The organism is Serratia sp. L9, assembly GCF_050632285.1.
Classification (GTDB): domain Bacteria; phylum Pseudomonadota; class Gammaproteobacteria; order Enterobacterales; family Enterobacteriaceae; genus Chania.
On sequence record NZ_CP192591.1, the window covers coordinates 1,990,887 to 2,013,464 of the forward strand.

The 22,578-nt window shown below is 50.6% G+C and carries 17 protein-coding genes and 6 pseudogenes; 7 read left to right on the top strand and 16 right to left on the bottom strand.

The annotated features are described in order from the left end of the window. The first annotated feature begins 21 nt into the window (after positions 1–21). Entirely contained in the window at positions 22–849 is an 828-nt protein-coding gene (locus ACQ86O_RS09495; RefSeq protein ID WP_431225020.1) for a hypothetical protein, read from the top strand. 50 nt (positions 850–899) lie between these two features. Here the strand turns inward: ACQ86O_RS09495 and ACQ86O_RS09500 are convergent, their stop codons facing one another. Continuing rightward, a complete protein-coding gene (locus ACQ86O_RS09500; protein ID WP_431225021.1) occupies positions 900–2,150 on the bottom strand; it encodes a LysR family transcriptional regulator in 1,251 nt (416 codons plus the stop codon). 137 nt (positions 2,151–2,287) lie between these two features. Here ACQ86O_RS09500 and ACQ86O_RS09505 point away from each other — a divergent pair, with 137 nt between their 5' ends. From ACQ86O_RS09505 to ACQ86O_RS09520, 4 genes and pseudogenes are all read left to right on the top strand, one after another. Beyond that, the gene (locus ACQ86O_RS09505) at positions 2,288–3,025 is read left to right on the top strand and encodes a PIG-L deacetylase family protein (protein WP_431225022.1); all 738 of its coding nucleotides are present in this window, start codon (positions 2,288–2,290) and stop codon (positions 3,023–3,025) included. Next, a pseudogene (locus tag ACQ86O_RS09510) lies at positions 3,022–3,740 on the top strand (4-carboxy-4-hydroxy-2-oxoadipate aldolase/oxaloacetate decarboxylase). The gene ACQ86O_RS09505 and the pseudogene ACQ86O_RS09510 overlap by 4 nt, the downstream one beginning before the upstream one ends. 131 nt (positions 3,741–3,871) lie before the next feature. Further along, entirely contained in the window at positions 3,872–5,299 is a 1,428-nt protein-coding gene (locus ACQ86O_RS09515) for an anion permease (protein ID WP_431225023.1), read from the top strand. A 101-nt stretch (positions 5,300–5,400) separates the two neighbouring features. Then, positions 5,401–6,177 carry a substrate-binding domain-containing protein gene (locus tag ACQ86O_RS09520; protein ID WP_431225024.1) on the top strand — a complete coding sequence of 259 codons (777 nt, stop codon included), beginning with the start codon at positions 5,401–5,403 and terminating at the stop codon, positions 6,175–6,177. 131 nt (positions 6,178–6,308) lie between these two features. On the opposite strand, the gene ACQ86O_RS09525 is transcribed toward ACQ86O_RS09520, so the two are convergent. From ACQ86O_RS09525 to ACQ86O_RS09570, 10 genes and pseudogenes are all read right to left on the bottom strand, one after another. Then, on the bottom strand, positions 6,309–6,626 hold the full coding sequence (locus ACQ86O_RS09525) for a hypothetical protein (protein WP_431225025.1): 318 nt from the start codon (positions 6,624–6,626) through the stop codon (positions 6,309–6,311). Next, positions 6,620–7,735, bottom strand: coding sequence for a glycoside hydrolase family 28 protein (locus ACQ86O_RS09530; RefSeq protein WP_431225026.1), 1,116 nt, complete (start codon positions 7,733–7,735; stop codon positions 6,620–6,622). Before ACQ86O_RS09530 ends, ACQ86O_RS09525 begins: the two co-directional genes overlap by 7 nt. 559 nt (positions 7,736–8,294) lie before the next feature. Further along, positions 8,295–9,041 carry an SAM-dependent methyltransferase gene (locus tag ACQ86O_RS09535; protein ID WP_431225027.1) on the bottom strand — a complete coding sequence of 249 codons (747 nt, stop codon included), beginning with the start codon at positions 9,039–9,041 and terminating at the stop codon, positions 8,295–8,297. A gap of 56 nt (positions 9,042–9,097) precedes the next feature. Continuing rightward, positions 9,098–9,937, bottom strand: a complete 840-nt coding sequence (locus tag ACQ86O_RS09540; RefSeq protein WP_431225028.1) for a class I SAM-dependent methyltransferase — start codon at positions 9,935–9,937, stop codon at positions 9,098–9,100. A 10-nt stretch (positions 9,938–9,947) separates the two neighbouring features. Then, positions 9,948–10,196: a YjhX family toxin gene (locus tag ACQ86O_RS09545; protein WP_431225029.1), complete on the bottom strand. Its 249-nt coding sequence runs from the start codon at positions 10,194–10,196 to the stop codon at positions 9,948–9,950. Between the two features lie 321 nt (positions 10,197–10,517). Next, positions 10,518–11,165, bottom strand: coding sequence for a LysE family translocator (locus ACQ86O_RS09550; RefSeq protein ID WP_431225030.1), 648 nt, complete (start codon positions 11,163–11,165; stop codon positions 10,518–10,520). Between the two features lie 54 nt (positions 11,166–11,219). Continuing rightward, positions 11,220–12,037, bottom strand: a pseudogene (locus ACQ86O_RS09555) (AraC family transcriptional regulator). 349 nt (positions 12,038–12,386) lie between these two features. Then, positions 12,387–12,833, bottom strand: coding sequence for a cyclophilin-like fold protein (locus ACQ86O_RS09560; protein ID WP_431225031.1), 447 nt, complete (start codon positions 12,831–12,833; stop codon positions 12,387–12,389). A 51-nt stretch (positions 12,834–12,884) separates the two neighbouring features. Then, complete coding sequence (locus tag ACQ86O_RS09565) at positions 12,885–13,913, bottom strand: alpha/beta hydrolase (RefSeq protein WP_431225032.1); 1,029 nt, start codon at positions 13,911–13,913, stop codon at positions 12,885–12,887. Between the two features lie 12 nt (positions 13,914–13,925). After that, positions 13,926–15,031, bottom strand: a pseudogene (locus ACQ86O_RS09570) (MFS transporter). A gap of 278 nt (positions 15,032–15,309) precedes the next feature. Here ACQ86O_RS09570 and ACQ86O_RS09575 point away from each other — a divergent pair. Beyond that, entirely contained in the window at positions 15,310–16,227 is a 918-nt protein-coding gene (locus tag ACQ86O_RS09575; RefSeq protein WP_431225033.1) for a LysR family transcriptional regulator, read from the top strand. 649 nt (positions 16,228–16,876) lie between these two features. Here ACQ86O_RS09575 and ACQ86O_RS09580 read toward each other — a convergent pair. The 5 genes and pseudogenes from ACQ86O_RS09580 to ACQ86O_RS09600 all read right to left on the bottom strand — a co-directional run bounded on the left by ACQ86O_RS09580 (position 16,877) and on the right by ACQ86O_RS09600 (position 21,609). Beyond that, positions 16,877–17,949 (bottom strand): annotated as a pseudogene (locus tag ACQ86O_RS09580) (alpha/beta hydrolase). A gap of 142 nt (positions 17,950–18,091) precedes the next feature. Continuing rightward, on the bottom strand, positions 18,092–18,562 hold the full coding sequence (locus ACQ86O_RS09585) for a (R)-mandelonitrile lyase (protein WP_431225690.1): 471 nt from the start codon (positions 18,560–18,562) through the stop codon (positions 18,092–18,094). Positions 18,563–18,616: 54 nt separating this feature from the next. Next, positions 18,617–18,979 carry a carboxymuconolactone decarboxylase family protein gene (locus ACQ86O_RS09590; RefSeq protein WP_431225034.1) on the bottom strand — a complete coding sequence of 121 codons (363 nt, stop codon included), beginning with the start codon at positions 18,977–18,979 and terminating at the stop codon, positions 18,617–18,619. A gap of 472 nt (positions 18,980–19,451) precedes the next feature. After that, positions 19,452–20,905, bottom strand: a pseudogene (locus tag ACQ86O_RS09595) (heavy metal sensor histidine kinase). Positions 20,906–20,916: 11 nt separating this feature from the next. After that, positions 20,917–21,609: a heavy metal response regulator transcription factor gene (locus ACQ86O_RS09600; protein WP_431225035.1), complete on the bottom strand. Its 693-nt coding sequence runs from the start codon at positions 21,607–21,609 to the stop codon at positions 20,917–20,919. 251 nt (positions 21,610–21,860) lie between these two features. Between ACQ86O_RS09600 and ACQ86O_RS09605 the strand changes: the two are divergent. After that, a pseudogene (locus ACQ86O_RS09605) lies at positions 21,861–22,429 on the top strand (alpha/beta hydrolase); the annotation flags it as partial. Positions 22,430–22,578: the final 149 nt, after the last annotated feature.

The window sequence follows — 22,578 nt, forward strand, 5'->3', positions numbered from 1 at the left end:
GGGACGATCACAGGGGTGTTTATGAAAGCCATTAGAATGGTTCTCTTGACTGTCACTTTGCTGACAGCGTATAGCGCCAATAGCGCAATCTATTCGTTTATTACCAAAAGTGAAGGGACACCGGAGGTGGCTAAATATTGGTGGACCATTCAATATTGGGACATTGTCGATGCCACACCAAATCCATGCTATGGGTGGCCACAATGCACGGCATTTATCGGGCACCGGCACAGCGATGGCAACGAGGCTGGGAACTGGGTTTCTGACGGCGGGGAGTATATTGATGGTATCCAGCAATTCGCGACGGTAGGCGATGTAGGGGCGGCTTTTCAACGTAAATATTCGTTACCACGTAGCGGTACCCAGAACCACAGTGGGCCAGCAGTCACTCAGGAATGCGTCGGGATATACTATAAGACAACCATAGGGACCTCAGGTGCGGGTGGTAGCCCAATGATGCCCAGCAGTCTATGCGGTATCGTACCGCCGCCGGTAGGTAAATGTGGATTTACCGACGCCAGTATTGAACTGACGCACGGTCAGGTTCAGTTGAGAGATGTGGAGGGGCATCAGGCCCGTCAGACCGCCTATATCCTTTGTTCTCTGGACATGAATATTGTGGTTTATGCCGCGGGACCAGCCGGTAATGGCATGGTAAAACTGCGTAGCGACGGTAGCTTGCAAAGCCAGGTGACCATTGATGGGGTGAATGGAGCGACAGGGACCAGCGTGCTTGCTTTGGCAGGGCGGAAGATGCCTCTGGAGTTTGTCTCTACGCTGACCAAGGTAGGTAATGTGGAAGCGGGTGATTTCTACGGTTCGGTCACGGCGATCCTCACGGTGCCATAAACGGCGGCCATGAAAGTGAAGGGGGAGCTCGCAATGTTGCGGTTCCCCTTTTATTTGGCTGCGGCTGATTTGCCTTGATCGGAATAAATAACTTCACGAATGCATTGGATCAGCGCATCTGTTGCGGGTGAATTCAAGGCTCCCTGGCGAGTCATCAGACCAATTTCGCGCCGTGTCCCTGCCAGGTTGATAGGCAGTGGTACGAGGATCCCTTCAGAAACCTCATAGTCCAACTGATGAGAGGAAACGGCCGCAACCATATCAGATCCCAACAGTAGCGCGCGCACCACTGCGGGATCGCCGCTTTCTACCACTGGTTTGGGCGATGCGAGCCCCATTTTTCCGAATGCGGTTTCCAGCAGATGGCGTGATGGTGCGTGATTTCGCGGTAAAACCCACTGAATATCACTGAGCTCCTGGTGTTTTACCGTGCGACCCGCTAAGGGATGATCGGGTCGCGCCAACAAAATCAGCTCTTCTCCAAATAGCATTTCGCTATGGATATCAACAAGCGTTTCCTCATTGCGCAGTGCGCCGATAATGAAATCTATATCCCCAGCACGCAGTTCAGCAACCAGAGCGGTAAATCCACTTTCATTCGTCACTATTTTTATACCGGGATGGCGGGAAATAAGCTTAATCATTGCCTGTGGCAACAGCCGCGCACGGCTTAATGGCAGGGCACCCACTCGTACCGAACCGGTAAATACCCCTTTGTATGCGGTGATCTCTTCCGGAATATGATGGAGCGCGTTCAATGCCCGGCTGATGCCAGGCGCAATTTCATGACCGGCGGGAGTGGGCATCATCCCTCTTGGCGTTCTGTGGAACAGATACGTACCTGCCCCTTTTTCCAGAACCTTTAGCGCAGCGCTTACCGCCGATTGGGTGATATCCAGTGCCTGTGCGACGTGCAGAGTGTGATGCTGGCGATAGAGAGAGAGGAAGATCTGCAGACGACGTTCGTTGAATAGCCACATGGGCTCAGCGTCTTCACCGCCCTGATCCTCGCGTTGCTGCAACCGCCGTAAAAGTGTTGGGATCCGCGCCAGCTCTTCCATAACGGAACAGGCCCGCGGCAGAATGACTTTGCCTAAATCGCTTAACAGCATGCCTTTGGCGTGACGTTCAAATAATGAGATGGCTAAAGTGTGTTCAAGATCACGAATAGAGCGAGTAATGGCAGACTGAGTGCGAAATAAATTTAGCGCCGCCAAAGAGGCCGCTCCCTGTTCGGCTGTCATGCAAAATGCTCTTATTTGCATAATTTTTATTGAGTTAAACTCATTTTTCTTTCGCATATTAATTCGCAGTTTTTTATTTTATTTTTTCAGCTTAAATAAAATTTGTCGCTCGGGCAATAAAACTCACTATTTCCCATTAATTAAGCCATGCCAGAATCCTCAGCAGATAAAACTGCAACAAAAGGAAAAATGATATGGCAATTTCTTCACAAAAAACGGCCTTGGTGGTCAGCGCTCATTCGGCAGATTTTGTCTGGCGTGCTGGCGGGGCCATTGCATTGCATGTTGAACAGGGTTATCACGTTCATATTGTCTGCCTTTCTTATGGCGAACGCGGCGAATCCGCCAAGCTATGGCGTAAAGGCAATATGACGGAAGAAATAGTAAAAGCCAGCCGCCATGCCGAAGCCGAAGCGGCGGCAAACGTGCTGGGTGCCAGTATTGAGTTTTTCGATATGGGTGACTATCCGCTGCGTGCAGATAAAGCAAGCCTGTTCCGTCTGGCAGACGTATTCCGCTGCATACAGCCTTATTTTGTTCTGACCCATTCGCTGGCAGATCCCTACAACTATGACCATCCTCTGGCGGCCAGCCTGACCCAGGAAGCCCGCATTATCGCGCAGGCGGAAGGGTACCGGCCAGGCGAGACCATTATTGGTGCGCCACCGGTGTACTGCTTCGAACCACATCAGCCTGAACAGTGTGGCTGGAAGCCTGATGTCCTGCTGGATATCACCTCAGTATGGGATAAAAAATACGCGGCCATTCAATGTATGGCCGGTCAGGAACACCTGTGGGAATACTACACGCGAGTGGCGTTGCAACGTGGGGTGCAGGCGAAACGTAACATTGGTATTGCCAGTACCCAGTCGATTACCCACGGCGAAGGCTACCAAAGCCTGTTCCCTCGCGTCACGGAGGATCTGTCATGAATCTGGTTAATATGAAAGGTGTGGTGGTTACACATATTGATCGTGCCGAAACTACCCTGTTACAGCGCTTCTCTGAATATGGCGTGGCGACGGTGCATGAAGCGCAACAGCGCCAGGGATTACTGGACGTGCGGATCAAACCTATTCAGCAGGGGCGCAGTATTGCTGGCAACGCGGTGACGGTATTGGTTACGCCAGGGGATAACTGGATGTTCCATGTGGCCGTCGAGCAGTGCCAACCCGGCGATGTGTTGCTGGTGGCGCCGACCTCCGGGTGCCATGACGGCTTCTTTGGCGACCTGCTGGCCACCTCACTACAGGCACGCGGAGTGGTGGCGCTGGTTGGTGATATCGGGATCCGTGACAGCCAAACCCTGCGTGAAATGAATTTCCCGGTGTGGTCGAGTGCGATTTGGGCACAAGGCACAGTCAAAGCCACGCTTGGCTCGGTGAATGTGCCGGTGATCTGCGCGGGTCAGTTGGTCAACCCTGGCGATATTGTCGTGGCAGACGATGATGGCGTCGTGATTGTGCCGGGGGACAAGCCGCAGCCATTGCCGAGGCAGCCCAGGCCCGAGTCGCTCTCGAAATTGGCAAACGCCAGCGCCTGGCTAATGGCGAACTCGGGCTGGATATTTATCAAATGCGCGAGCCTCTTGAGAAAAAAGGGCTACGTTACTTCAATACTCTTAACGATTTAAAGTCACACCCCTAAATCCGTAATCGGATACAGCGTTTATCCGGGGGCTCTTTCTATGAGAAGGGCTAACTCGACCATGTTATTTACGTTTTTAGAATGCCGGTAAGTTTCAGTATTAAAATACCTTGGAAAGGGGAAACTGCAGCATGAAAAGTAAGATATGGAAATTGTGTATCTTAGTGATGATACCGCTCGTAATCTGGTTTATTCCGCCACCTGAAGGATTGACAGAGGCATCATGGCGTCTGTCCGGATTCTATCTGGCGGCTATTTGTGGCCTTATATTAAAGCCGTTTTCTGAAGCTGTTGTTTTGTTGGGTGTTGTAGGTTTTGCCGGATTTTTTCTTAATAACACCAACCAAATCCTGGTGGGATATGCAACATCGACGGTCTGGTTAGTGTTTGCCGCCTTCGGGATCAGTATCTCTTTTGTTAAAACTGGTTTAGGGCGACGTATTGCATTTCACATGATCCGCTTCTTTGGGGGAACCACTCTCAGGCTTGGCTATGTGACTGCATTTTTAGAGTTTGTTATTTCTCCCGTGACACCGTCGAATACGGCGCGAAGTGGGGGAATTGTCTTTCCGATCATCCTGTCGGTAGTTAAAGCTCTGGGGTCAGAACCGGGTGATACGGCAAAGAAGGCGGGCTCATATTTGATGTCCAATATCTACTTTGTCATGAAGGTCAGCAGTTTTATGTTTATAACTGCGATGGCTCCTAATCTCCTGGCCGCTGATTTTGCTGCAAAAATTCTGGACATTCATCTGGATTGGGGTGTTTGGGCCCTGGCCATGATCGTTCCAGGCCTGGTATTGCTGCTGATTGTTCCCGCGGTTGGTTATTATCTTGATAAACCAGAATTAACCAAGGTAGATAACAAAAAAATTGCGGATGAAGGCCTGGCTGCATTAGGGCCGATTACGCGCAATGAAAAGCTTTTAGTCGGTATATTTATTTCTGCACTGCTTGGTTGGGCATTGCCTTCCATTCTTGGGCAACTGTTTGGTATCACGCTAAAAATTGATGCGACAGCGGTTGCCATCATGGCGATGGCACTGTGTATTTTGCTGGGAGTCATCAAGTGGGATGATGTTCTGCAAAATAAAGGCGCTTGGAACACGCTGCTCTGGTTTGGCGGCATCATCGGCCTGGCAAGTGCGCTGAGTAAAGAGAAAGTATTTGAGTGGCTGGCGGAACTGATACAGAACAATGTCGATTTTGGGCATAACCCGTTCATTGCATTAACCATTATCGGTTTCCTGAGTATTATCATCCGTTATTTCTTTGCTTCTGCCAGTTCATATGCCATTGCCATGCTCCCTGTGTTCCTTACCGTCGGTAAAGTTGCGGGTGCCGATCCGATGGCGCTGGCACTGGTCCTGGCGGCAACCAACTCTTACGGTGGTGCGTTGACGCACTATGGCGGTGGTTCAGCCCCTATCATCTTTGGCGCTGGCTATAGCAATGTTAAGCAGTGGTGGATATCCGGGGCGGTTATTGCGACGGTATGTTTTATTGTGACAATGACGGTTGGTTATATTTGGTGGGAAATACTGGGTCTGGTTAAGTAATTTTGCCCGCCAAATACTTTATTCAGTTAATTTAAAACTCGCTCAGCCCTGAAGACCAGGTGACTCTGTCTTTGGGGCAATGTGGTTGTGGGGACATATTAATGGCATATTCTAACGTTATGGTTTTAGGCCTGTGTATGAGCATCACCAGCCTGGCAACGGCAGCACCAACCGAAGATTCGCCCGAAAAGCCAGTGACATTGCGTATCATCTCCTCGATGGCGACTCGCCCGCTGTTGGTCGAACTGATAAAGCAATTCGAGCAGCAATCAGAATACCAGGTGGCGCTCGAGTCAGTAGGCGGAGTGGATGCCGCCAGACGTATCGAGGCTGGCGAAGCTTTTGATGTGGTGATCCTGTCCGCCAGTGCTATCGATAAACTGATCGATTCAGGAAAGGTGCACCCACATAGCCGCGTGGATCTGGTTAAGTCGGGCGTGGCTATTGCCGTGAAGGAGGGGGCACAGGTAATTGATATTGGCAGCGAAGAGGCCGTTAAGCAGGCCGTTTTGGCGGCCAAGACGATCGGTTACTCCACCGGGCCAAGTGGCGTATACCTGGCAGAACTTTTCGGGCGTTGGGGAATTGCCGAACAAATCAAAGAAAACATGGTAAAGGCTCCGCCGGGTGTCCCGGTTGGCGCTTTGGTGGCCAATGGTGAAGTGGAACTTGGCTTCCAGCAGCTTAGCGAACTACTTCATCTGAAGGGCATTGTTATTCTTGGCCCTTTGCCTGCGGATATCCAGATTATGACCCGTTTTTCCGCTGGGCTTCCTCTTGAGAGCAACCAGCCAGAAGCGGCTCAGGTATTACTGAACTTCCTGACCTCACCGGCGGCGATAGAAGCCAAGATCAACAACGGTATGGAACCGATCTGAGAATGTTGGCTCTTTAAAGGGGATAACATTGCCAGCAGCACAGAAATTTTCTCGCCCACGGTTAATGTTACGAGGAAAATCGCCGACGGAATGGTCGGCGATGAACACTGAAACGGCAAGAAGTATTCTGTTTATGGGGCAGGGGCTATGTTGATAACGGCTCCCGCCTCCTCAATGATCCCTTCCCCGTTTCGGCTGGTGATAAGGGTGTTTTGCATTTCAAGGTTTGCGTTCCGGACCTTGAGCCCTTCTGCGGCGCTGATTTTTACGTTATCAAACCGGATGTTGGTGAATGGTTTTTCCGGGGTTCCTATAATAAAACCGGCAGACTGAGAGTGACCCTTTGATGTCAGATTAATAAACTGGATGTTATCAAAGTGAGGAGTGGTGTGCTTATTGAACGGTTGGGCTTTATCTGCCGGAGAAGGGTAGATTTGATTACCTAACATAAATCCACCGGCAAACTCCCCTTCTGTAGAGCGTCAACCCTTCCAGCCTCAGTTACCGGGCCTCCTTTATAATAACCGGCAAGAACGATTGGCGTTTCAACATTGGTCATTTCGGTGTTCTTATAGACTACATTGGAAACCAGCCCGCCTTTTCCTCTTGGCGACTTTATCCGAATGCCATACATCGCGTTTTCGAATGTATTATCTTCTGCCAGAATATTACGGATCCCTCCCGATGACTCTGAGCCGATAGACAGCCCGCGCCCCTCAAGGAACGTATTCCTCGCGATATAAAAATCATGCGTATTGTCATCATTAAAGACAGATTTAATGGCGACATGGTCATCACCGCAACTGATCGTGTTTCCGGTGATCGTGACATACCTGCTATGCATTGGGTCGATAGCATCGGTATTTTCCCACCATTCAGGGGCGAAAATTTTGGTGTTGTTTATCGTTATGTTTTCAGTATTGAAGAATACGATATGAAAACTGGGGGAGTTTTGCAGTGTCAGGTTTTCTATAAGGATATTGCTGGAGTTCTTGATGAAAACCATCCGGGGCCTGTTGGTCGGGCCCTTTGAGCCTGTTTTTCTGGCATTGGCACGAAAAGCCTCCAACAGGGCTGAGCCTTGGCCATCGATAATCCCTTCCCCTGTGACAGCGATATTTTTACTTTCTGCAATATTCAGGAAAGCCAACCAGTTTTCGGCATTTGGCCACAGCTTTTCCGTGCCAGCCCATTTCTTGGTTGCATCCGAAGGGGTATAAGCGGGTTTTTCTGCGGCGGCTTGTAAGATGGCCCCTTTTTCAAGGTGGAAATTAATATTGTCTTTCAGAAAAAGTGGCTCAGACAAATAAAATCCAGCCGGAACTCGTACCGTTCCACCACCTTTTGCTGCACAGTCGTCTATTGCTGCCTGAAATGCCTTGGTGTCGTACCATATTCCCGTCGCTTCAGCCCCGTAATCTCTGATGTTGCATGTGCGATCAGGGAGGTTTAGTGACTCAAGGGTTACGGGTTTGAACGCAGCCTCTGCCATCACTGACGAAGTGAAAAGAGCAGAAGTGAATACAGTAAGTAATTTTAAACTGTTTTTTGACTCCATAGCCTTAGCCTCTGTTGGGTAGGTTTCCGGCGATAGAATAACCAGAGGAGATGAGGATGAGAATACGCACTCTCTCATATTGGAATGGCGATCTATAAAAAATGAAATAACGTTTTGAAATTGTGAATTAGATCGTAACTTAACGGAAAGGCATTACTTACAGGCAAAGACGAACCTGATGAAATAGTGAGGTTGCAATATCCCTTCGCTCCCCAAGCGCTGCAACTTCCACCGTTAGCTGTTCGAACCGGGGTGATAGAGTGTATCAGCCGCTCGTCCAGGTTGCTGATGCCGAAGGCGTGAAACCGGCCTTTGAAATTCTCAATAGTCATGTTCGGTCTTTTCTATCATATCGGCTTACCTCAAACTGAAGGGCAGTAAAGGATCACTCATAAAATCAGTGGGTGGGCTGGTTTTAACCTGCGATGAATGTGGGTACCTCCTCCCCGTGCTGCGGATTTGGGAGGAGGTAAGTGCGAGCTTATCTCAAATTGTCCTCTCTGTGATTTCGGTCATGTGGCCAAGGCAAGTTGCGTAAACTCATCCCTTGTGCCGCACATTAACGCGCCATTAATGCAAAAACTCCCCATCCCAAATATTCGCGCGTATAGGTGACGTGGCGTTTAGGCGATATCGTCAGCTGTGCCCGGGCTTCCTGCGCGAAGTCGTCGTCAGGGTTCGCCTCGAGCCATCGGCGCAGGGTAAGCCACGTGGCCGCGATATATCTGTCCCAGCCTTCCTGGTCTGCCAGCACCATTTCCACAATGTCATAACCTGATTCATCGAAAGAGGCCACAAGTTGCGTAAGAGTGAGAAAGTCGGCGATTGAAGTAGCACCGCATTCTCTGGCCACCTCTTCCGTCGGCGGTAACTGACGCCAGTAAGGCTCACCGATAAGGAGGATGCCGCCAGGCTTGAGGCTCTTGTTCAGAAGCTCGATGGTGCCGGCGACACCTCCACCGATCCAGGTGGCCCCGACACAGGCGGCCACGTCGCATTTTTCGTTAGCGACATAGCCAGTGGCATCGTTATGGATGAAATTCACTCGGTCGGCGACACCGAGCTCCTCTGCGCGCAGTTTTGCCTGCTCGCTGAATAGCTGGCTCATGTCTATACCGACACCGGTAATACCATGATCGCGTGCCCAGGTGCAGAGCATCTCGCCAGAACCACTGCCGAAATCGAGCACATGCGTGCCGGGTTCCATGCGTAACACGGTACCTAATGTGGCGTAGTTATCGGGTGTGAACGGATTATGGATGCGGTGAGCACTTTCGCTGATATTAAAAATACGTGGGATATCCAATGCAGAATTCCTTTCACTGTGTTGAGTCATAAGGGGCATTACCTCAGGGGTTGTGATCATTTCTTTTCCGCCAGCAGTGCAAACAGTTTTCCAGTAAACGTCTCGCCAACTGGCCATGCGGAACCGTCCGGGCGGAGGATCACGGTGAAATTGCTGTCATTAAGAAGGCTGGTATATTCGTCATCCTGCCAGGCCGTCATCTGGTTGCCGAAGCGCGTGGTGTTGCCGTTTTCCTCGATGGCCCAGAACAGCGCTGAGCTGGTCTGGGACTCCTGATCCCAGGCGTGTTCCGTCAGCAGCAGGTGAGGGGTGGCAAGAAACAGCCCTTGCGGGCAGCGTTGCCAGCTCGGTTCAGCCATACCCTGGCGCTTTACCTCTTCGAAGGTGTGCACTTCTACCAGCAGTTTTCCGCCCGGCGCCAGCCACTGCGCGCAGCGGTTGATCAGTGTGCGGGCATCGGCAGCGCTGAAGACATTGAGTTCACCAAACGTCATCATGATGAAATCAAACCTCTCTGCCGGTGAATATGCCCGCACGTCTTGTTGCAGATATTCAATGCTGAGCCCAGCGGTCTGTGCCTGCTGGCGGGCCCAGGCGATAGAGGCCGGTGAGAAATCGACGCCAGTACAGCAAAAGCCCTGCTGTGCCAGCAATCGGGTGTAGAAACCTGGGCCGCAACCGAGGTCCAGAATGCGTGCGCCAGCAGGTAGCTGGTTGGCAATCCAGGCTACCTGCTGTTCGATTACCGCTAACTTACGGCTTGCCCAGTCGTGTTCCTGCGACAGGTGGTTCGCCAGCATGCGTTGGCTGAAAGCCGCATCGTCCCAGGGAATTTTGCCTTCGTCTGGGGCCAGTTTGATGGGTTGGGAACCACCGATAATTGTGCTGATATCCATGTGATTTTCCTTAGCGATTATCCACCTGGGCGCGAACATGGTTCAGCCCAGTGGTGTTGATGCGGTATGGCTGGCCGTTAACGGACTTAATCAGCTTTTTAGTTTTGAGTTTTTTTAAGATGGCGAGTGTGCAGTCGCTGAGCAATAGCCCTTCACGGCTGTAACAGTTGATGCGGCCTGAAGGATCACGGACGTGCGAAATACGCCCACCTTTAGCGAGAACGTGTAAGGTACGTTGTTCCTGACGGGATAAATTCATACTGGAAAAACCTGTTAATCATCATGTGCAAAACGTGCAAACACACAGCGGTGTCCGCATTCGATTTCGGCGCATTGATAACCAGTCCGGCCTGAAAAGGTCGGCAAGCTGATTATCAGATGATTACATTCTCCAGCATCAAAGCCTCGGGTAGAGTTGAAAGGTAAATTCAGAGAGGATAGTAACACATGATATCTGTATGGGAATAAAACACTCAGATAAAATGTGATCTGAGAGGGGTAAATAGGGCCGGTATTTGCGGGAATGTGCCGATCGCAAACCTCGAATGCCTGTTAAGCCCGCCCGGCATGGCCGTGATGATTAAGGGGTAATGTTAAAAAACTGCCACACTATGACGCCAGCAAAGCCCATCAAAAAGCTGCCGGCTACCCGTTCGACAATATAAATGCTCTTTTTAAGCTGATATTGGATCTGCGAAAGCCCAATGACTGATACGACGAGCAGATCCCACCAAAACACCACGCTGACCATCCAGATGCCGCACATCGCTTGCTGTAACAATGTGACATCAGCACCCAGAAGTGCCGTCATCAATGTCAGATAAAACAGGGCATTTTTAGGATTGAGAAAGGAAGATGCCAGGCCGAGCATATATTGTTTAGGAAATGAAGGATGCTTGACCGTAACGCCATTGAGCATCACCCCATCCGGTTGGCTGCGACACAGCCTGAACCCGATCCACAACAGATAAGCTGCCCCCAAGAGTTCAACGATGGCAAACAAATGGGGGGCCTGGCGCAGTTCGCTCCAGCCAAAGATCGCGAGCAGAATATAGAGCGCATTACCGGTTGCGATACCGGCGCAAATCCCGATACTGCCGGAAATCCGGAAACGAATGGCATAGCCGGTTAACAGGAAAAAGTCCGGTCCGGGGCTGAGGAGTGCAACAAAATGAGAGATAGCCAGTAGCGGAAATGCGGCCGGAAACAGGGTATGCCAAAACGTCATGATAAAGCCTCAGTAAAAAACAGTCTCTGAGGCAACAGTAAGATAACGGCAGGGTTAATTATTGTCTGATATTGATTTACTCAAGGCGTATTGCCCTGGCGTGGCCGCAGTGTATCGGACAAAGGTTTTGTGGAAATGGCTTTGATCGGCAAATCCGCTGTGATTCCCTGCATCAATAATGTTTTTGCCTTCTCTTAGCAGAGACTTGGCATATTCAATTCTGGCGATATGGAGGAAGCAGCCAGGCGTCAGGCCGGTATCCTGCTTAAAGGTTCTGATAAGCGTTTCTTTGCACAGTGAAGTTTCCTGGGCCAGGGTATCCAACGTTGGAGGACATTCCAGATTTGAAAGCAAACGATCTTGTAAAACCTGGCTGGAGAGGCGCATTTGGCCGGTTTCCACCACGCTCAGACCAGGAATATCATGCAGGAGTGTTTCAACCGCCGCCGTAATTTCGCTGATTTTATGCTCCTGCATCCGTTCCACAATACCCAGGTAATGCTGGAAAATACGGGGGGCACGAATGACGGGGTGGGTACTGGTGAGCTGGTGAGCACTGGGGTTTCCAGTAAGTTTCGCCAAACACCAACCAACATCAAGGTATAGCATATGGTAGCTGCGACCCGTTGAGCCAATCGGGTTGCAACTGTGTGGCGCCTGGGCATCAATTAAAACCATATCCCCTGCCTGCAGCCGATAGGCCTTTCCTCGGATCACGCAATGTGTTTCACCTTCAACGATAGCGCCGATCGAGAGTTGTGCATGCTGGTGGAGTTTATAGGCGTGACGGCTTTGCCATGTTGAACGCAGCTCCCCCACGGCAGTTCTGCACATCGCCAGAAAGACTGATTTATTTCACGTGTAAGTGCCATTGCCATTCTCCTGTGCCGTCTATCATACCGCAGTTCTGACGCCCCATGAGCAATTCAAAAACAGTTGTATCTCCAATAAGTCGGCCAACTGACCGGCTTATCTCTACCCTGGCAAGCCATCAATAACGGGCGTAAGGCGCATCATAATCTGCATTGGCTCAGACCCTGTTCTGTGTTTGAACACGATTAAAACTGTTAGTCAGCGATGAACGAGGATCGGGCGTGGTCATCTCTACAGCGTAAGGTTTGATATGCCCGATCAACGGCGAGAATAAGTCATCAGGCTACAGCGCATTGGAGGCTGACAGAATGATTTTTCGCGGATGGTGAAATATTCTGCCTGTTTAAACTATTTCATCATCGAGAGGTTTACCTGAATGCTACTGCGCCCAACGGCATCTTGCAGTGTATCAGGCGCAACTACTTTGCCTATTGGTGTATAGCGGTAGGAAGTCCGAAATGTCTCGTAAAAAAGCACAAGGGTTTGGCGGCCATATAACATAAGGTCCCCCTTATGGATGGTTTCAGGGCCGATCGGATGGATGGGTAAAGCATGGGATAACTCAGCGAATTTCTCATTGCCGTTAAGCTCCTGCATAGTCAGAGCCAGCGGGAGTTGTTTCATAAACTCCTTTGCTGTCGGGTTATCCGCAAGCTCAACTGCGTAATTCTGTTGATGGAGGGTCATCTTGATTATCATCGGGCTCTCCTGGCCTGACAGGGCAACGTCATTAGCATGAACTGGAAACACAGCATAAGTGACCAGCAAAAATAATAGAGATAACGGTTTTTTCAACCTGACTCTCCCGCAAATTTACCGCACCCTGGGGGGATGCGGCTTTTATTATTATTTCAGATTCGTTTTAAAGAATGATGCCAGTTTCTCAAAAGGGATCAGGTCAGTGCGATCATACAGATCGACATGGCCTGCACCCGGAACGATATATAACTCCTTCGGTTGACCCGCGCGTTTGTAGGCATCTTCGCTGAATTCTTTCGAATGCGCCTGGTCGCCGGTAATAAACAGCATTGGGCGCGGTGAAATCGTTGCGATATCGTTGAACGGATAGAAATTCATAAATTTGCCAATGCTGCTTAACAGAGGCTTGGTGGTCAGTTCCTCTTTTTCGCCCTGCGGGGTATAGCCGCCGCGCGCTGTACGGTAGAAATCAAAGAACTCACGCTGAATGGCCGGTGTAGAGTCATCCAGTGTGTTCACCGTCCCCGGGATATACGCCTGCTCTGCACCTTTAAATTCTGCGAATCGTTGTTTGATGGCCGATTGAATAAAGGCCTTACGCTGCTCTGGCGTCTGGGAATGATTCAGGCCATTACGGAAAGCTGAGCCCATGTCGTACATGCTGACGGTGGCTATCGCCTTCATACGTGGATCAATTTTGGCCGCGCTTATCACAAAGCTGCCGCTGCCACAGATCCCCAGCACGCCGATGTTCTCAGGATCAACATACGGCTGCGTACTGAGGTAATCAACCGCCGCGCTGAAGTCATCAGAATAAATTTCCGGCGAAACCAGATGACCCGGCTTGCCTTCACTTTCTCCCCAGAAAGAGAGATCAATCGCCAGCGTCACAAAGCCCTGATCCGCCAGTTTTTGCGCATACAGATTCGAGCTTTGCTCTTTTACTGCTCCCATCGGGTGTCCGACGACAATCGCCGGATTTTTCGTATTCTGATTCAGCGCCTTCGGGATAAATAAATTGCCCACGACGTTCATCTGGTACTGATTTTTAAACGTCACTTTTTGCTGGGTGACCTTATCGCTGGTATAAAAGTTGTCCGCGCCTTTTGACATATCCGCTGCGGTGGCGGCGAATGAGCTGATTAACAGCCCCAGCGCCAGGGTCATTTTTTTCATCGGGTTTATCCTCTATGGTGCGTAGTGTGTTTTACGTGATGTCAGAAATATCAGTCCGGCAGAGGCCATCAGCAGCCCGCAGCTCAGGGCAAAAGTGCTCTGCCAGCCGCTGTGGTCAAATGCCAGGCCGCCGAGAGTGGAACCCAGCGCAATGGAGAGCTGGATCACCGCGACCATCAGTCCGCCGCCTGCCTCGGCATCGTCCGGCAGGGTGCGAGCCACCCAGCTCCACCATCCGGTTGGTGCCGCCGTCGCCACCAGCCCCCATAACCCCAGCAGCGGCGCGACAGCCCAGACGTTCTGGCCTGTCAGCATCAGCGTCACGGTAATGGCGGCCATCAGTAACGGGATAGCGGCAAGTGTCGAATAAAGGCCGATCTTCAAAAAGGTGCTGATCACCAGCGTTCCAATAAACCCCGCGACCCCGATGGTCAGCAAAATGAGGGATAACGTGCTGATATCCACCACGGTGACGGTTTCAAGAAACGGGCGTATGTAGGTGAATAACGAGAACTGCCCCATAAAGAACAACCCGCAGGCCAGCAGCCCAACCACCATGACGGGGCGAGAGAGCAGACGAAAAACCGAACCGCCTGACCGCGTACTTTTGTCGGCCGTCATCGCGGGGAGGCTGAAGCACTGCCAGATGAAAGCCACAACCGCCACCGGAGCGAGGCAGAAAAAGCCCCACGCCAGCCAATCACCGCACCGAGATAACTGCCTAGCGGTGCCGCCACGACGGTCGCCAGGGCATTTCCGCCATTGAAAATCGCTAATGCGCGAGGCACCAGACGCTGTGGCAGCCGACATCGACCAGAACCCACCAATTGCGATGCCAATCAGCGCACGACCCACCATATAGATCAGATAACTGGAAGACATGGCAACGATCATTCCCGACATTGCCATTAACGCCGTCATACCCAGCAGCAGATATTTACGGTTCAGATTTCCAGCCAGAGTGGAAAGAGACAGGCTGGTCAACACCGCCAGCGCCCCGGAAATGGCGATCCCCTGTCCGGCCAACCCTTCACTCCCCCCAGATCGGCGGCGATGGGCGTCAGCAGGCTAACGGGCATAAATTCTGATGCAATAAGCACAAAGACGCAGAGCGTCATCGCCAATACGCCACCCCAGTAGGCGTGCTCTTTGAGATGTGTTGTTTCATGGGTCAGTGTGGGCATGAGCGGCTACCTCTGAATATCAACCCGGCTAAATTCAGGCAAGCCGTGGCCGGACGCTATTCATGAAAATAACGACAAAAAAGCGCATGAATAAAACATGCAGTTCACGATCATCTCTTGCTGAAAGTTTTACACGACAGGTGTAGCCTGACTAGCTAATGAATACTTAATGGGCTTATAAGCTTGAGTTATTAATCCGGGACGCCTGCCAGATGAAACGCAACCTGAATGACCTTCTCTATTTTATTACCGTCGCTCGCGAAAGGAGTTTTACCCGTGCGGCGGCACATCTTGGCGTGACGCAACCCGCGCTCAGCCAGGCGATTTCCGCACTGGAAGATCGCATGCAAATTCGTCTTCTCACCCGAACCACCCGCAGCGTATCGCCAACCGCTGCCGGAGAACGGTTATTGCAGGCCATCGGTAACCGTATTGATGAGATTGATGCCGAGCTGGATATGCTCACGGAGTTACGTGACAAACCCGCCGGTACAGTCCGAATTACCTGCGGACCGAACGTTTTGAGCACCACGCTGTTACCCAAGCTGACGCCACTTCTGCGTGAATACCCGGATATCCATATTGAGTTTGATGCCAACCACGGTTTTCGCGATATCGTTGCCGACCGTTTCGACGCGGGAGTACGCCTGGGCGACACCATTGATAAAGACATGATAGCCTTACCGATTGGCCCGGAATTACGCATGGCGGCCGTGGCTTCGCCGGATTATTTTTCGCGTTACCCCATTCCGCAAACACCGCATGAACTGACGCAACACTGCTGTATTAACCAGCGAATGGTCAGATCCGGTGGGCTGTACGTCTGGGATTTTGATCAGGACGGAGGTGATTTAAACGTGCGTGTCAGCGGACAAGTAACGTTCAATACTTCGGAGCATATTGTCACCGCGGCGCTTGCCGGATTAGGTATCGCTTTTTTACCTGAGGAAGAATTTGGCGCGCATATTGAGGAAGGCCGCCTGATCCGGGTACTTGAAACGTGGTGCAAGCCTTTTCCTGGGTACTACTTGTATTACCCCAGCCGTAAGCAAGTCTCTCCTGCGTTTTCACTGGTGGTCGATGCATTGCGTGTTTACCGGAAACGGCAGCAGGTAAACCAGGCAAAGTGACCGATGGGGCCTGAGTTAATGCACATAATCATAGTCGCGGGGTTCATCTTCAGATGATTGCATCTCAACCATGTTCTCATCGAGGGCTTTTCTACAGCTTTCTGTAAATTAAGGGGATTCCCTTTCATCGTATTTATCTTCATTAAGCATATTGTTGTTCACTACCTGCTCATCACCGGCAATATGCCTGGAACAGTCAGATTCACCGCGTATTCCCTTAAAAAATAAGGCACCAGTTTGTGATCTTTTAGGATTGGGTCCCACGCCGCTTGGCTATCCATTCCTGCCGGAGGTGTCGTGCTTATGGTAGTGGAGCACAAAATTAGGACACTGTGATAGCCTGTCTCCACGGTTTTTCATATGCACATGGAGGAACATTAACGTTGTTCGTTTGGTGTACATATGGCCAGCAATGAGCTTTTCATTAAGCATCAGCTTTTAGCCAACTATCAACGTTCTCGATCATCTGTCTTTCTGAATTGGTCTGCATTATAAAAGGGTCTTTGACTTATGCTCTTGGTGCCCGTTCATTTCTGGTTATCATCTTTATTATCCTCATCGTCGGCATACTTCCCCTGCATTTACGTTACTGTTGAATGCACTGCGTTATAAGGCCGAGTAGAGCCGTTGACGGCTCCACTCAGCGGTATCACTGGAGATTTTTGTCTTTCAAAAAGGTTGAGACCAGATCGGCAATCTCAACGTTATTCAGGTCGGAGAAGGGGAAGTGAGTATTTCCTTTTATTCCCATTTCCGGCAGATGAATAACCGTGACGTCTCCGCCATGTTTGTTCACGACATCTTGCCATTGCCGTGCAACCGCCAGTCTGGCGCGCCAACTATCCTGCGCCGGCATGGCTGTCGGTTTATCCGGAATATTGTCGCCATAGATAATCAGAACCGGAATTTTAGTCAGCGCCATAAATTGAGGCAGAGGTACCGATTCCCCTGTTACGGTATCAAAGGCATTCTTTGTGGGAGGCGGAACCTCACCTTCTGGAAAAACAAAGCTGCTACCAGGTTCAAACGCCACTATCCCTTTCACATTGGCGTTTTTCATGGCAGTGAACCAGCCTGGCCCCCTCCCTGAGAATGCGTGAATAAAATAGCCGGGCCGGATTTATCCACTACGACTGACATGGCATCCGAAATTATATTGATATCAAAGGGGCCGGTGTTGGGAGTCATCTGGCGATAGTATTGGTTTAACGCCTCTTTGTCTTTGGGGAACTGTACACCCGCAAAGTACTCAGGCCAGACTCCCAAACGAAACTGGTTGAACCATAATTGCTCATCCGCCACCGGCTTGACGGTACCTTCTACTGTGCTGCGGCCGGCGTTACCACGGCGAGGCTGATCGACCAGATAGGTTGAGAAACCGTGGCGCAGGAAAATGTTCTGAAAACCCTCACGGCCATCTGGTGTACTTTCCCATGTCCGGGAGGACTGCCCGGCACCGTGTAACATCACGATAGAAAATTTATGCGGGTTTTCTGGGATTTGATAGAAAACTGAGGCGTGATCGCCATGATATGTCTGCCCCGTCGGGTCCAGCGGTTTTTTCAGGTCGAACTGGCCAGGCGTTGTCATTGTCGTCCCCCCGGCGGCAAAACTGCCCTGAGACTGGATCATTAAGGGCTGAGTAGGTTCAGCAAAAGCAAATTGAGTAACTAATCCCCCCATCAGCATACAAGCAGTGAACGTTTTCAGTAAGGCTTTCAATGTTTGTTCCTCATGTGACAGCGAATAACTGAATCATAGAGAGATTTTTACGCATGACTATGCCGCTAAAATGAATGCGCTAATAAGCTGAGCTAATTAATGGATGTATTTTTTGCATCAGAAATGAATGAAATATATTTCATCATTGCGGATATTGGTCGTCTGTGACTTTTTCCATCCACGTCACGGTGCTACCGTCCAGTGATTCTGAAACAGCAATATGTACCATTGGTTCTTTGGCGGATGCGCCATGCCAGTGTTTGACGCCGGGTGGGATCCACACAACGTCACCGAGGTTCATTTGCTGTGCTGGCCCTTCCCATTGCTGTACCCAGCCAGTGCCGGAGGAGACAATAAGAGTCTGCCCAAGAGGGTGTGTATGCCATGCTGTCCGTGCTCCGGCGTCAAATGAGACAATCCCCCCAGAGATTCGGGCTGGATCACTGCCTTTAAATCGTGAGTCAACTTTTGCCGTGCCGGTAAAATACGCTCGTGCACCCAGAGTCGTGGGCTGTGAGCCAGCAGGGCTCACCGTCACCTCATTCTGAGTTGCTGCGAGGGCTTGTGCACCAGGTAGCATCAGTACAGCCAGTATGGTCAGGAAAATTTTCATATCCATTCGATCCTTTAATGATGGGGAATCCAATTAATACATTGAAGATAAAAGTTATTTCCCTTCTTTAAAGACTTCTTTGGCGATAGATATTGCGGTTACGGCTGTCGGCCAGCCCGAATAGAAAGCGAGTTGGGTAATGGTTTCGACCAATTCGACTTCAGTAACGCCATTCTGGCGCGCCAGACGCAGATGAGACCGCAACTGGTCAGGGCGATCCATGGCAACCAGTGCACTGACGGTTATCAGGCTCCGGTCTCGTTTTGATAACTGTGGCCGTTCCCAGATATCGGCGTACAGGACATCGTCAGTGAGTTGGGCCATCTTTGGGGCGATATCCCCCATCAGTTGCTGTGCGCGTGAAGGTGTTTCTGTTTTATTTTTTGCGTCATCCTGCGCGTGAGCAAAGGTTGCCATCAAACCGGCAAATATGAGGGTGGTGCAAAGCAGAGATAGCTGAGTCTTTTTTTCATCATCCTATTCCTTTGTTATCGGCACTATAAAAAATATGGAAGGTTACGTCGGTGACGATAATGAGAGTTTACCGGATGCTCCATGTCACTAGGCTGACCGCTGCCTGACATGTCTGTCAGAATGACCGGGGGAGCTTATTTTCATTAAAGAAATGTAGCTTTTTGTCATCTATCAGGTTTGTCACCCAAGGGTCAGTCTGATGTCAGTTCTCTCCTCGTAAAATATTTCCTGTCAGGAAAATCTCCTGATCCAGCCAAAATTACGAGGTGGAAAAATGAAGATAAAAAAATGGGTCATAGTGGCATGCGTATTGTGTCGGCAGGGGGAAACTATCTGAACGGGGTTGCCATTATTTATAAGTGAGGTAAAGCATGAAGGATGAGGGGAACTTGTCTCATTTCCCCTACCTTAAAGCTTATGACGATATGCTTTTAATTTTGACCGGCGTGGTTATGCCCGATTTTGTATAAATATCTGATTCTTTCTTGGTAGATTCACCGTTTATCGCGAGGGTTAAGCCAAAGGTATTTATCCCATTTTGGCTAGTGGCAAACACATCTCCGCGATGCATTATCGCGACAGCCCTGACGATAGAAAGCCCGAGTCCGTGGTGTGTCGCGCTGCGGGTACGAGAGGTGTCCGCACGATAGAAACGTTCAAATAAGCGCTTTAAATGCTCTGAAGAAATAGGCTCGCCGCTGTTAGCGACAGCAATGGAGGCCAAGTTATTTTCTCTGGTGATCGTCACTGTCACCGTGGTGTCAGGAAAAGCATGGCGAGCGCTGTTCTCCAGCAGGTTCGCCAGTGCGCGATGAAACAGCCGCCGGTCAATAAGCGCCGTGATATCTCCCTCCACATGAATTGGCAGGTTTTTTCAGCAAATGAAGGTTCGACATACTCTGTCGTCTTGTGTGTCTCTTCACGAAGAGACACTTGCGTTAACTGGGTCGCGTGTTCTCCGGCTTGGGCATGAGAAAGAAACAGCATGTCGTTGACGATAGACGTCATTCTTTCGAGCTCTTCCAGATTGGACGCCAGTAAATCCTTAAGTTCATGTGTTTCACGCTGGCGCGACAGACCCAGTTGCGTTTGCCCCATGAGGTTAGTGAGCGGGGTTCTTAGTTCATGTGCAACATCGGCATTAAAACTTTCCAGTTGCCGCCAGGCAATTTCTTGTCGTTCAAGCACACCATTGAAAGCAACAGCCAACTTTTGCAGTTCATCTGGCAGGACCGAGGTATCCAGGCGTTGCCCATGCTTTCCTGGTGCAAGGTGATGAGCTTGGCTGCTGAGTTTGTTGACCGGGCGCATGCCTATTCTGGCGATGACAAATCCCAGCAAGGCGACCAGCAAGACACCTATTATGCTGATGGCGATCAGCGTGCGGGTAAACTCGTTCAGGGTTCCCATGTATGGCGTAGAATCGATGGCAACCACATAGCGCAAAGCGGGGCGTTCCCCTTGGGCCGGAACTTCAGACATGAGCAGAAAGAGAGAACATGACTCTTCTGTTGCCCCAGGGACTTTGCTGAATCCTTCACGCAGCGAAGCCCAGGTTACGCCACTGGGCGGTGGGCCACCTACCTGCAGGCGGGGATCCTCACTGAGGATCCAATACTGTACGCGCCCGCCCTCTGCAGCGGCCAAATCGGTGAACTTGGTGGCCAGTGTATGCCAGCCATCCAGTGTTGTACGAGAGAGGATCCAGGGCTCCATCAACGACACCCTGAACTGCAACTCGTTATGCATCTGCTTTTGTAATGAGTCATGCAGGGAGCTTCTCAGCACAATACCCAGCACTGAAACTATCAGGATCGAGGCCAAGGCAAACATCAGCGCCAGTCGTCCAGAGATAGAGCGTTTAATCATGAGCACCGCCTCTATGTCGTCTGGCGCTCGGGCCGGGATTCAAGGACATACCCCATGCCCCGCACGGTATGTAGCAGTTTGACCGGGTAGGGCGTATCAATTTTGGCCCGCAAGCGCTTTATTGCGACCTCAACGACATTGGCATCGCTGTCGAAATTCATGTCCCAGACTTGCTCGGCAATCATCATTTTTGACAGAATTTCACCCTGATGCCTGGCTAACAGGCTTAACAGGGCGAACTCTTTTGCGGTAAGTTCAAGACGTTCTCCAGCCCGCGTGACGCGCCGTGCCAACAGATCGAGATGTAAATCGTTAATATGCAATTGGGTAATATCTACGCCATCGCTGGGGCGGCGCCGAAGCAATGCCTGGATTCGGGCAACCAGTTCAATCAGGGAAAAAGGCTTGGGAAGGTAGTCATCAGCGCCAAGACGCAGACCCTTGACTCGTTCATCAACAGACCCACGGGCGGATAACATCAGCACTGGTGTTTGCTTACTGGCTCGTAGACCTTCCAGAACACTGTAACCATCCATGCCGGGTAACATGACATCGAGCACAATCGTATCGTAGTCATACTCAAGGGCCAGGTATAAGCCTTCCGTCCCGGTGGCTGCTACATCAACGGTAAAACCCAGTTCGCTGAGGGCGCGATTGATATACGAAGATGTTTTCTCCTCATCTTCGACCAAGAGTAGCCGCATGTTCGCACCTCCGTTCATCCGTCAGGGAAATATAACTCCTCATCGATTCATTCTAGCGGTTCATAACCAACATCAAGCTGACATTTTCCTGACATTTTTGTCAGGAAAAATCTTTTCCGAACTGACAGGAATGTTATCTGGCCGTCATGCTGATGTCAGCCAGCCCCCTTAGACTACCTGCAAGTCAAATATGTTCAGGAAGATTGACGGGGTACTACGTCGTTTATTGGGATATCTGGAGGATTCTTTAAATGAAACACAACATCTTCAAAGCAACATTGTTAGCAGCGGCTATCAGTCTTTCATCCGGGGGGCAACGGCGGCAGATTATAGATTAAATCCCTTTACGTTGACCTATGAAGGCGCGATAACTGAAAACGTGAAGGGTAAAGTCAATATTCATCCAGTCACTTACAAGCTGAATGGCCTGGATATTTCGGCCAACGTCTATACGCCAGCAAATTATGACTCCACCCAAAAATACCCAGCGGTGGTAGTGGCACATCCCAATGGTGGCGTGAAAGAGCAAGTTGCCGGTTTGTATGCCCAGCGTCTGGCAGAACTCGGATACATCACCATTACTGCGGATGCGGCGTACCAAGGGGCCAGCGGCGGTTTACCTCGCAATATCGATAAACCCGCTTATCGAATTGAAGACATTCACGGCATGGCAGATTTCATCACCCAATATCCTGGCGTTGACACGGCGCGTTTAGCTCTGCTGGGTATTTGCGGTGGCGGCGGTTATTCCTTGAAGGCGGGGCAAACCGACAAACGATTTAGTGCTATTGCTACGTTGAGCCTGTTTGACTCCGGCCTGGCCTTGGCGGGATTATCGCTCCATATATACCGTAATCTCGGTGACTTGCCGGATGAACGCCGTTTTGCGCATTTGCCTTACTATCAAGACGGTGGTTTTATCTCACCTCTCCTTGTTGTGCTAGACCCAAAACATCATCCTCAGCATGC

Coding starts and splice junctions, on each gene's coding strand:
- ACQ86O_RS09585 (WP_431225690.1), bottom strand. CDS start 18,562: ATGAAAATTTTCCTGACCATACTGGCTGTACTGATGCTACCTGGTGCA.
- ACQ86O_RS09590 (WP_431225034.1), bottom strand. CDS start 18,979: ATGGCAACCTTTGCTCACGCGCAGGATGACGCAAAAAATAAAACAGAA.
- ACQ86O_RS09520 (WP_431225024.1), top strand. CDS start 5,401: ATGGCATATTCTAACGTTATGGTTTTAGGCCTGTGTATGAGCATCACC.
- ACQ86O_RS09600 (WP_431225035.1), bottom strand. CDS start 21,609: ATGCGGCTACTCTTGGTCGAAGATGAGGAGAAAACATCTTCGTATATC.
- ACQ86O_RS09540 (WP_431225028.1), bottom strand. CDS start 9,937: ATGGATATCAGCACAATTATCGGTGGTTCCCAACCCATCAAACTGGCC.
- ACQ86O_RS09565 (WP_431225032.1), bottom strand. CDS start 13,913: ATGAAAAAAATGACCCTGGCGCTGGGGCTGTTAATCAGCTCATTCGCC.
- ACQ86O_RS09495 (WP_431225020.1), top strand. CDS start 22: ATGAAAGCCATTAGAATGGTTCTCTTGACTGTCACTTTGCTGACAGCG.
- ACQ86O_RS09545 (WP_431225029.1), bottom strand. CDS start 10,196: ATGAATTTATCCCGTCAGGAACAACGTACCTTACACGTTCTCGCTAAA.
- ACQ86O_RS09550 (WP_431225030.1), bottom strand. CDS start 11,165: ATGACGTTTTGGCATACCCTGTTTCCGGCCGCATTTCCGCTACTGGCT.
- ACQ86O_RS09500 (WP_431225021.1), bottom strand. CDS start 2,150: ATGCGAAAGAAAAATGAGTTTAACTCAATAAAAATTATGCAAATAAGA.
- ACQ86O_RS09575 (WP_431225033.1), top strand. CDS start 15,310: ATGAAACGCAACCTGAATGACCTTCTCTATTTTATTACCGTCGCTCGC.
- ACQ86O_RS09525 (WP_431225025.1), bottom strand. CDS start 6,626: ATGTTAGGTAATCAAATCTACCCTTCTCCGGCAGATAAAGCCCAACCG.
- ACQ86O_RS09505 (WP_431225022.1), top strand. CDS start 2,288: ATGGCAATTTCTTCACAAAAAACGGCCTTGGTGGTCAGCGCTCATTCG.
- ACQ86O_RS09530 (WP_431225026.1), bottom strand. CDS start 7,735: ATGGAGTCAAAAAACAGTTTAAAATTACTTACTGTATTCACTTCTGCT.
- ACQ86O_RS09515 (WP_431225023.1), top strand. CDS start 3,872: ATGAAAAGTAAGATATGGAAATTGTGTATCTTAGTGATGATACCGCTC.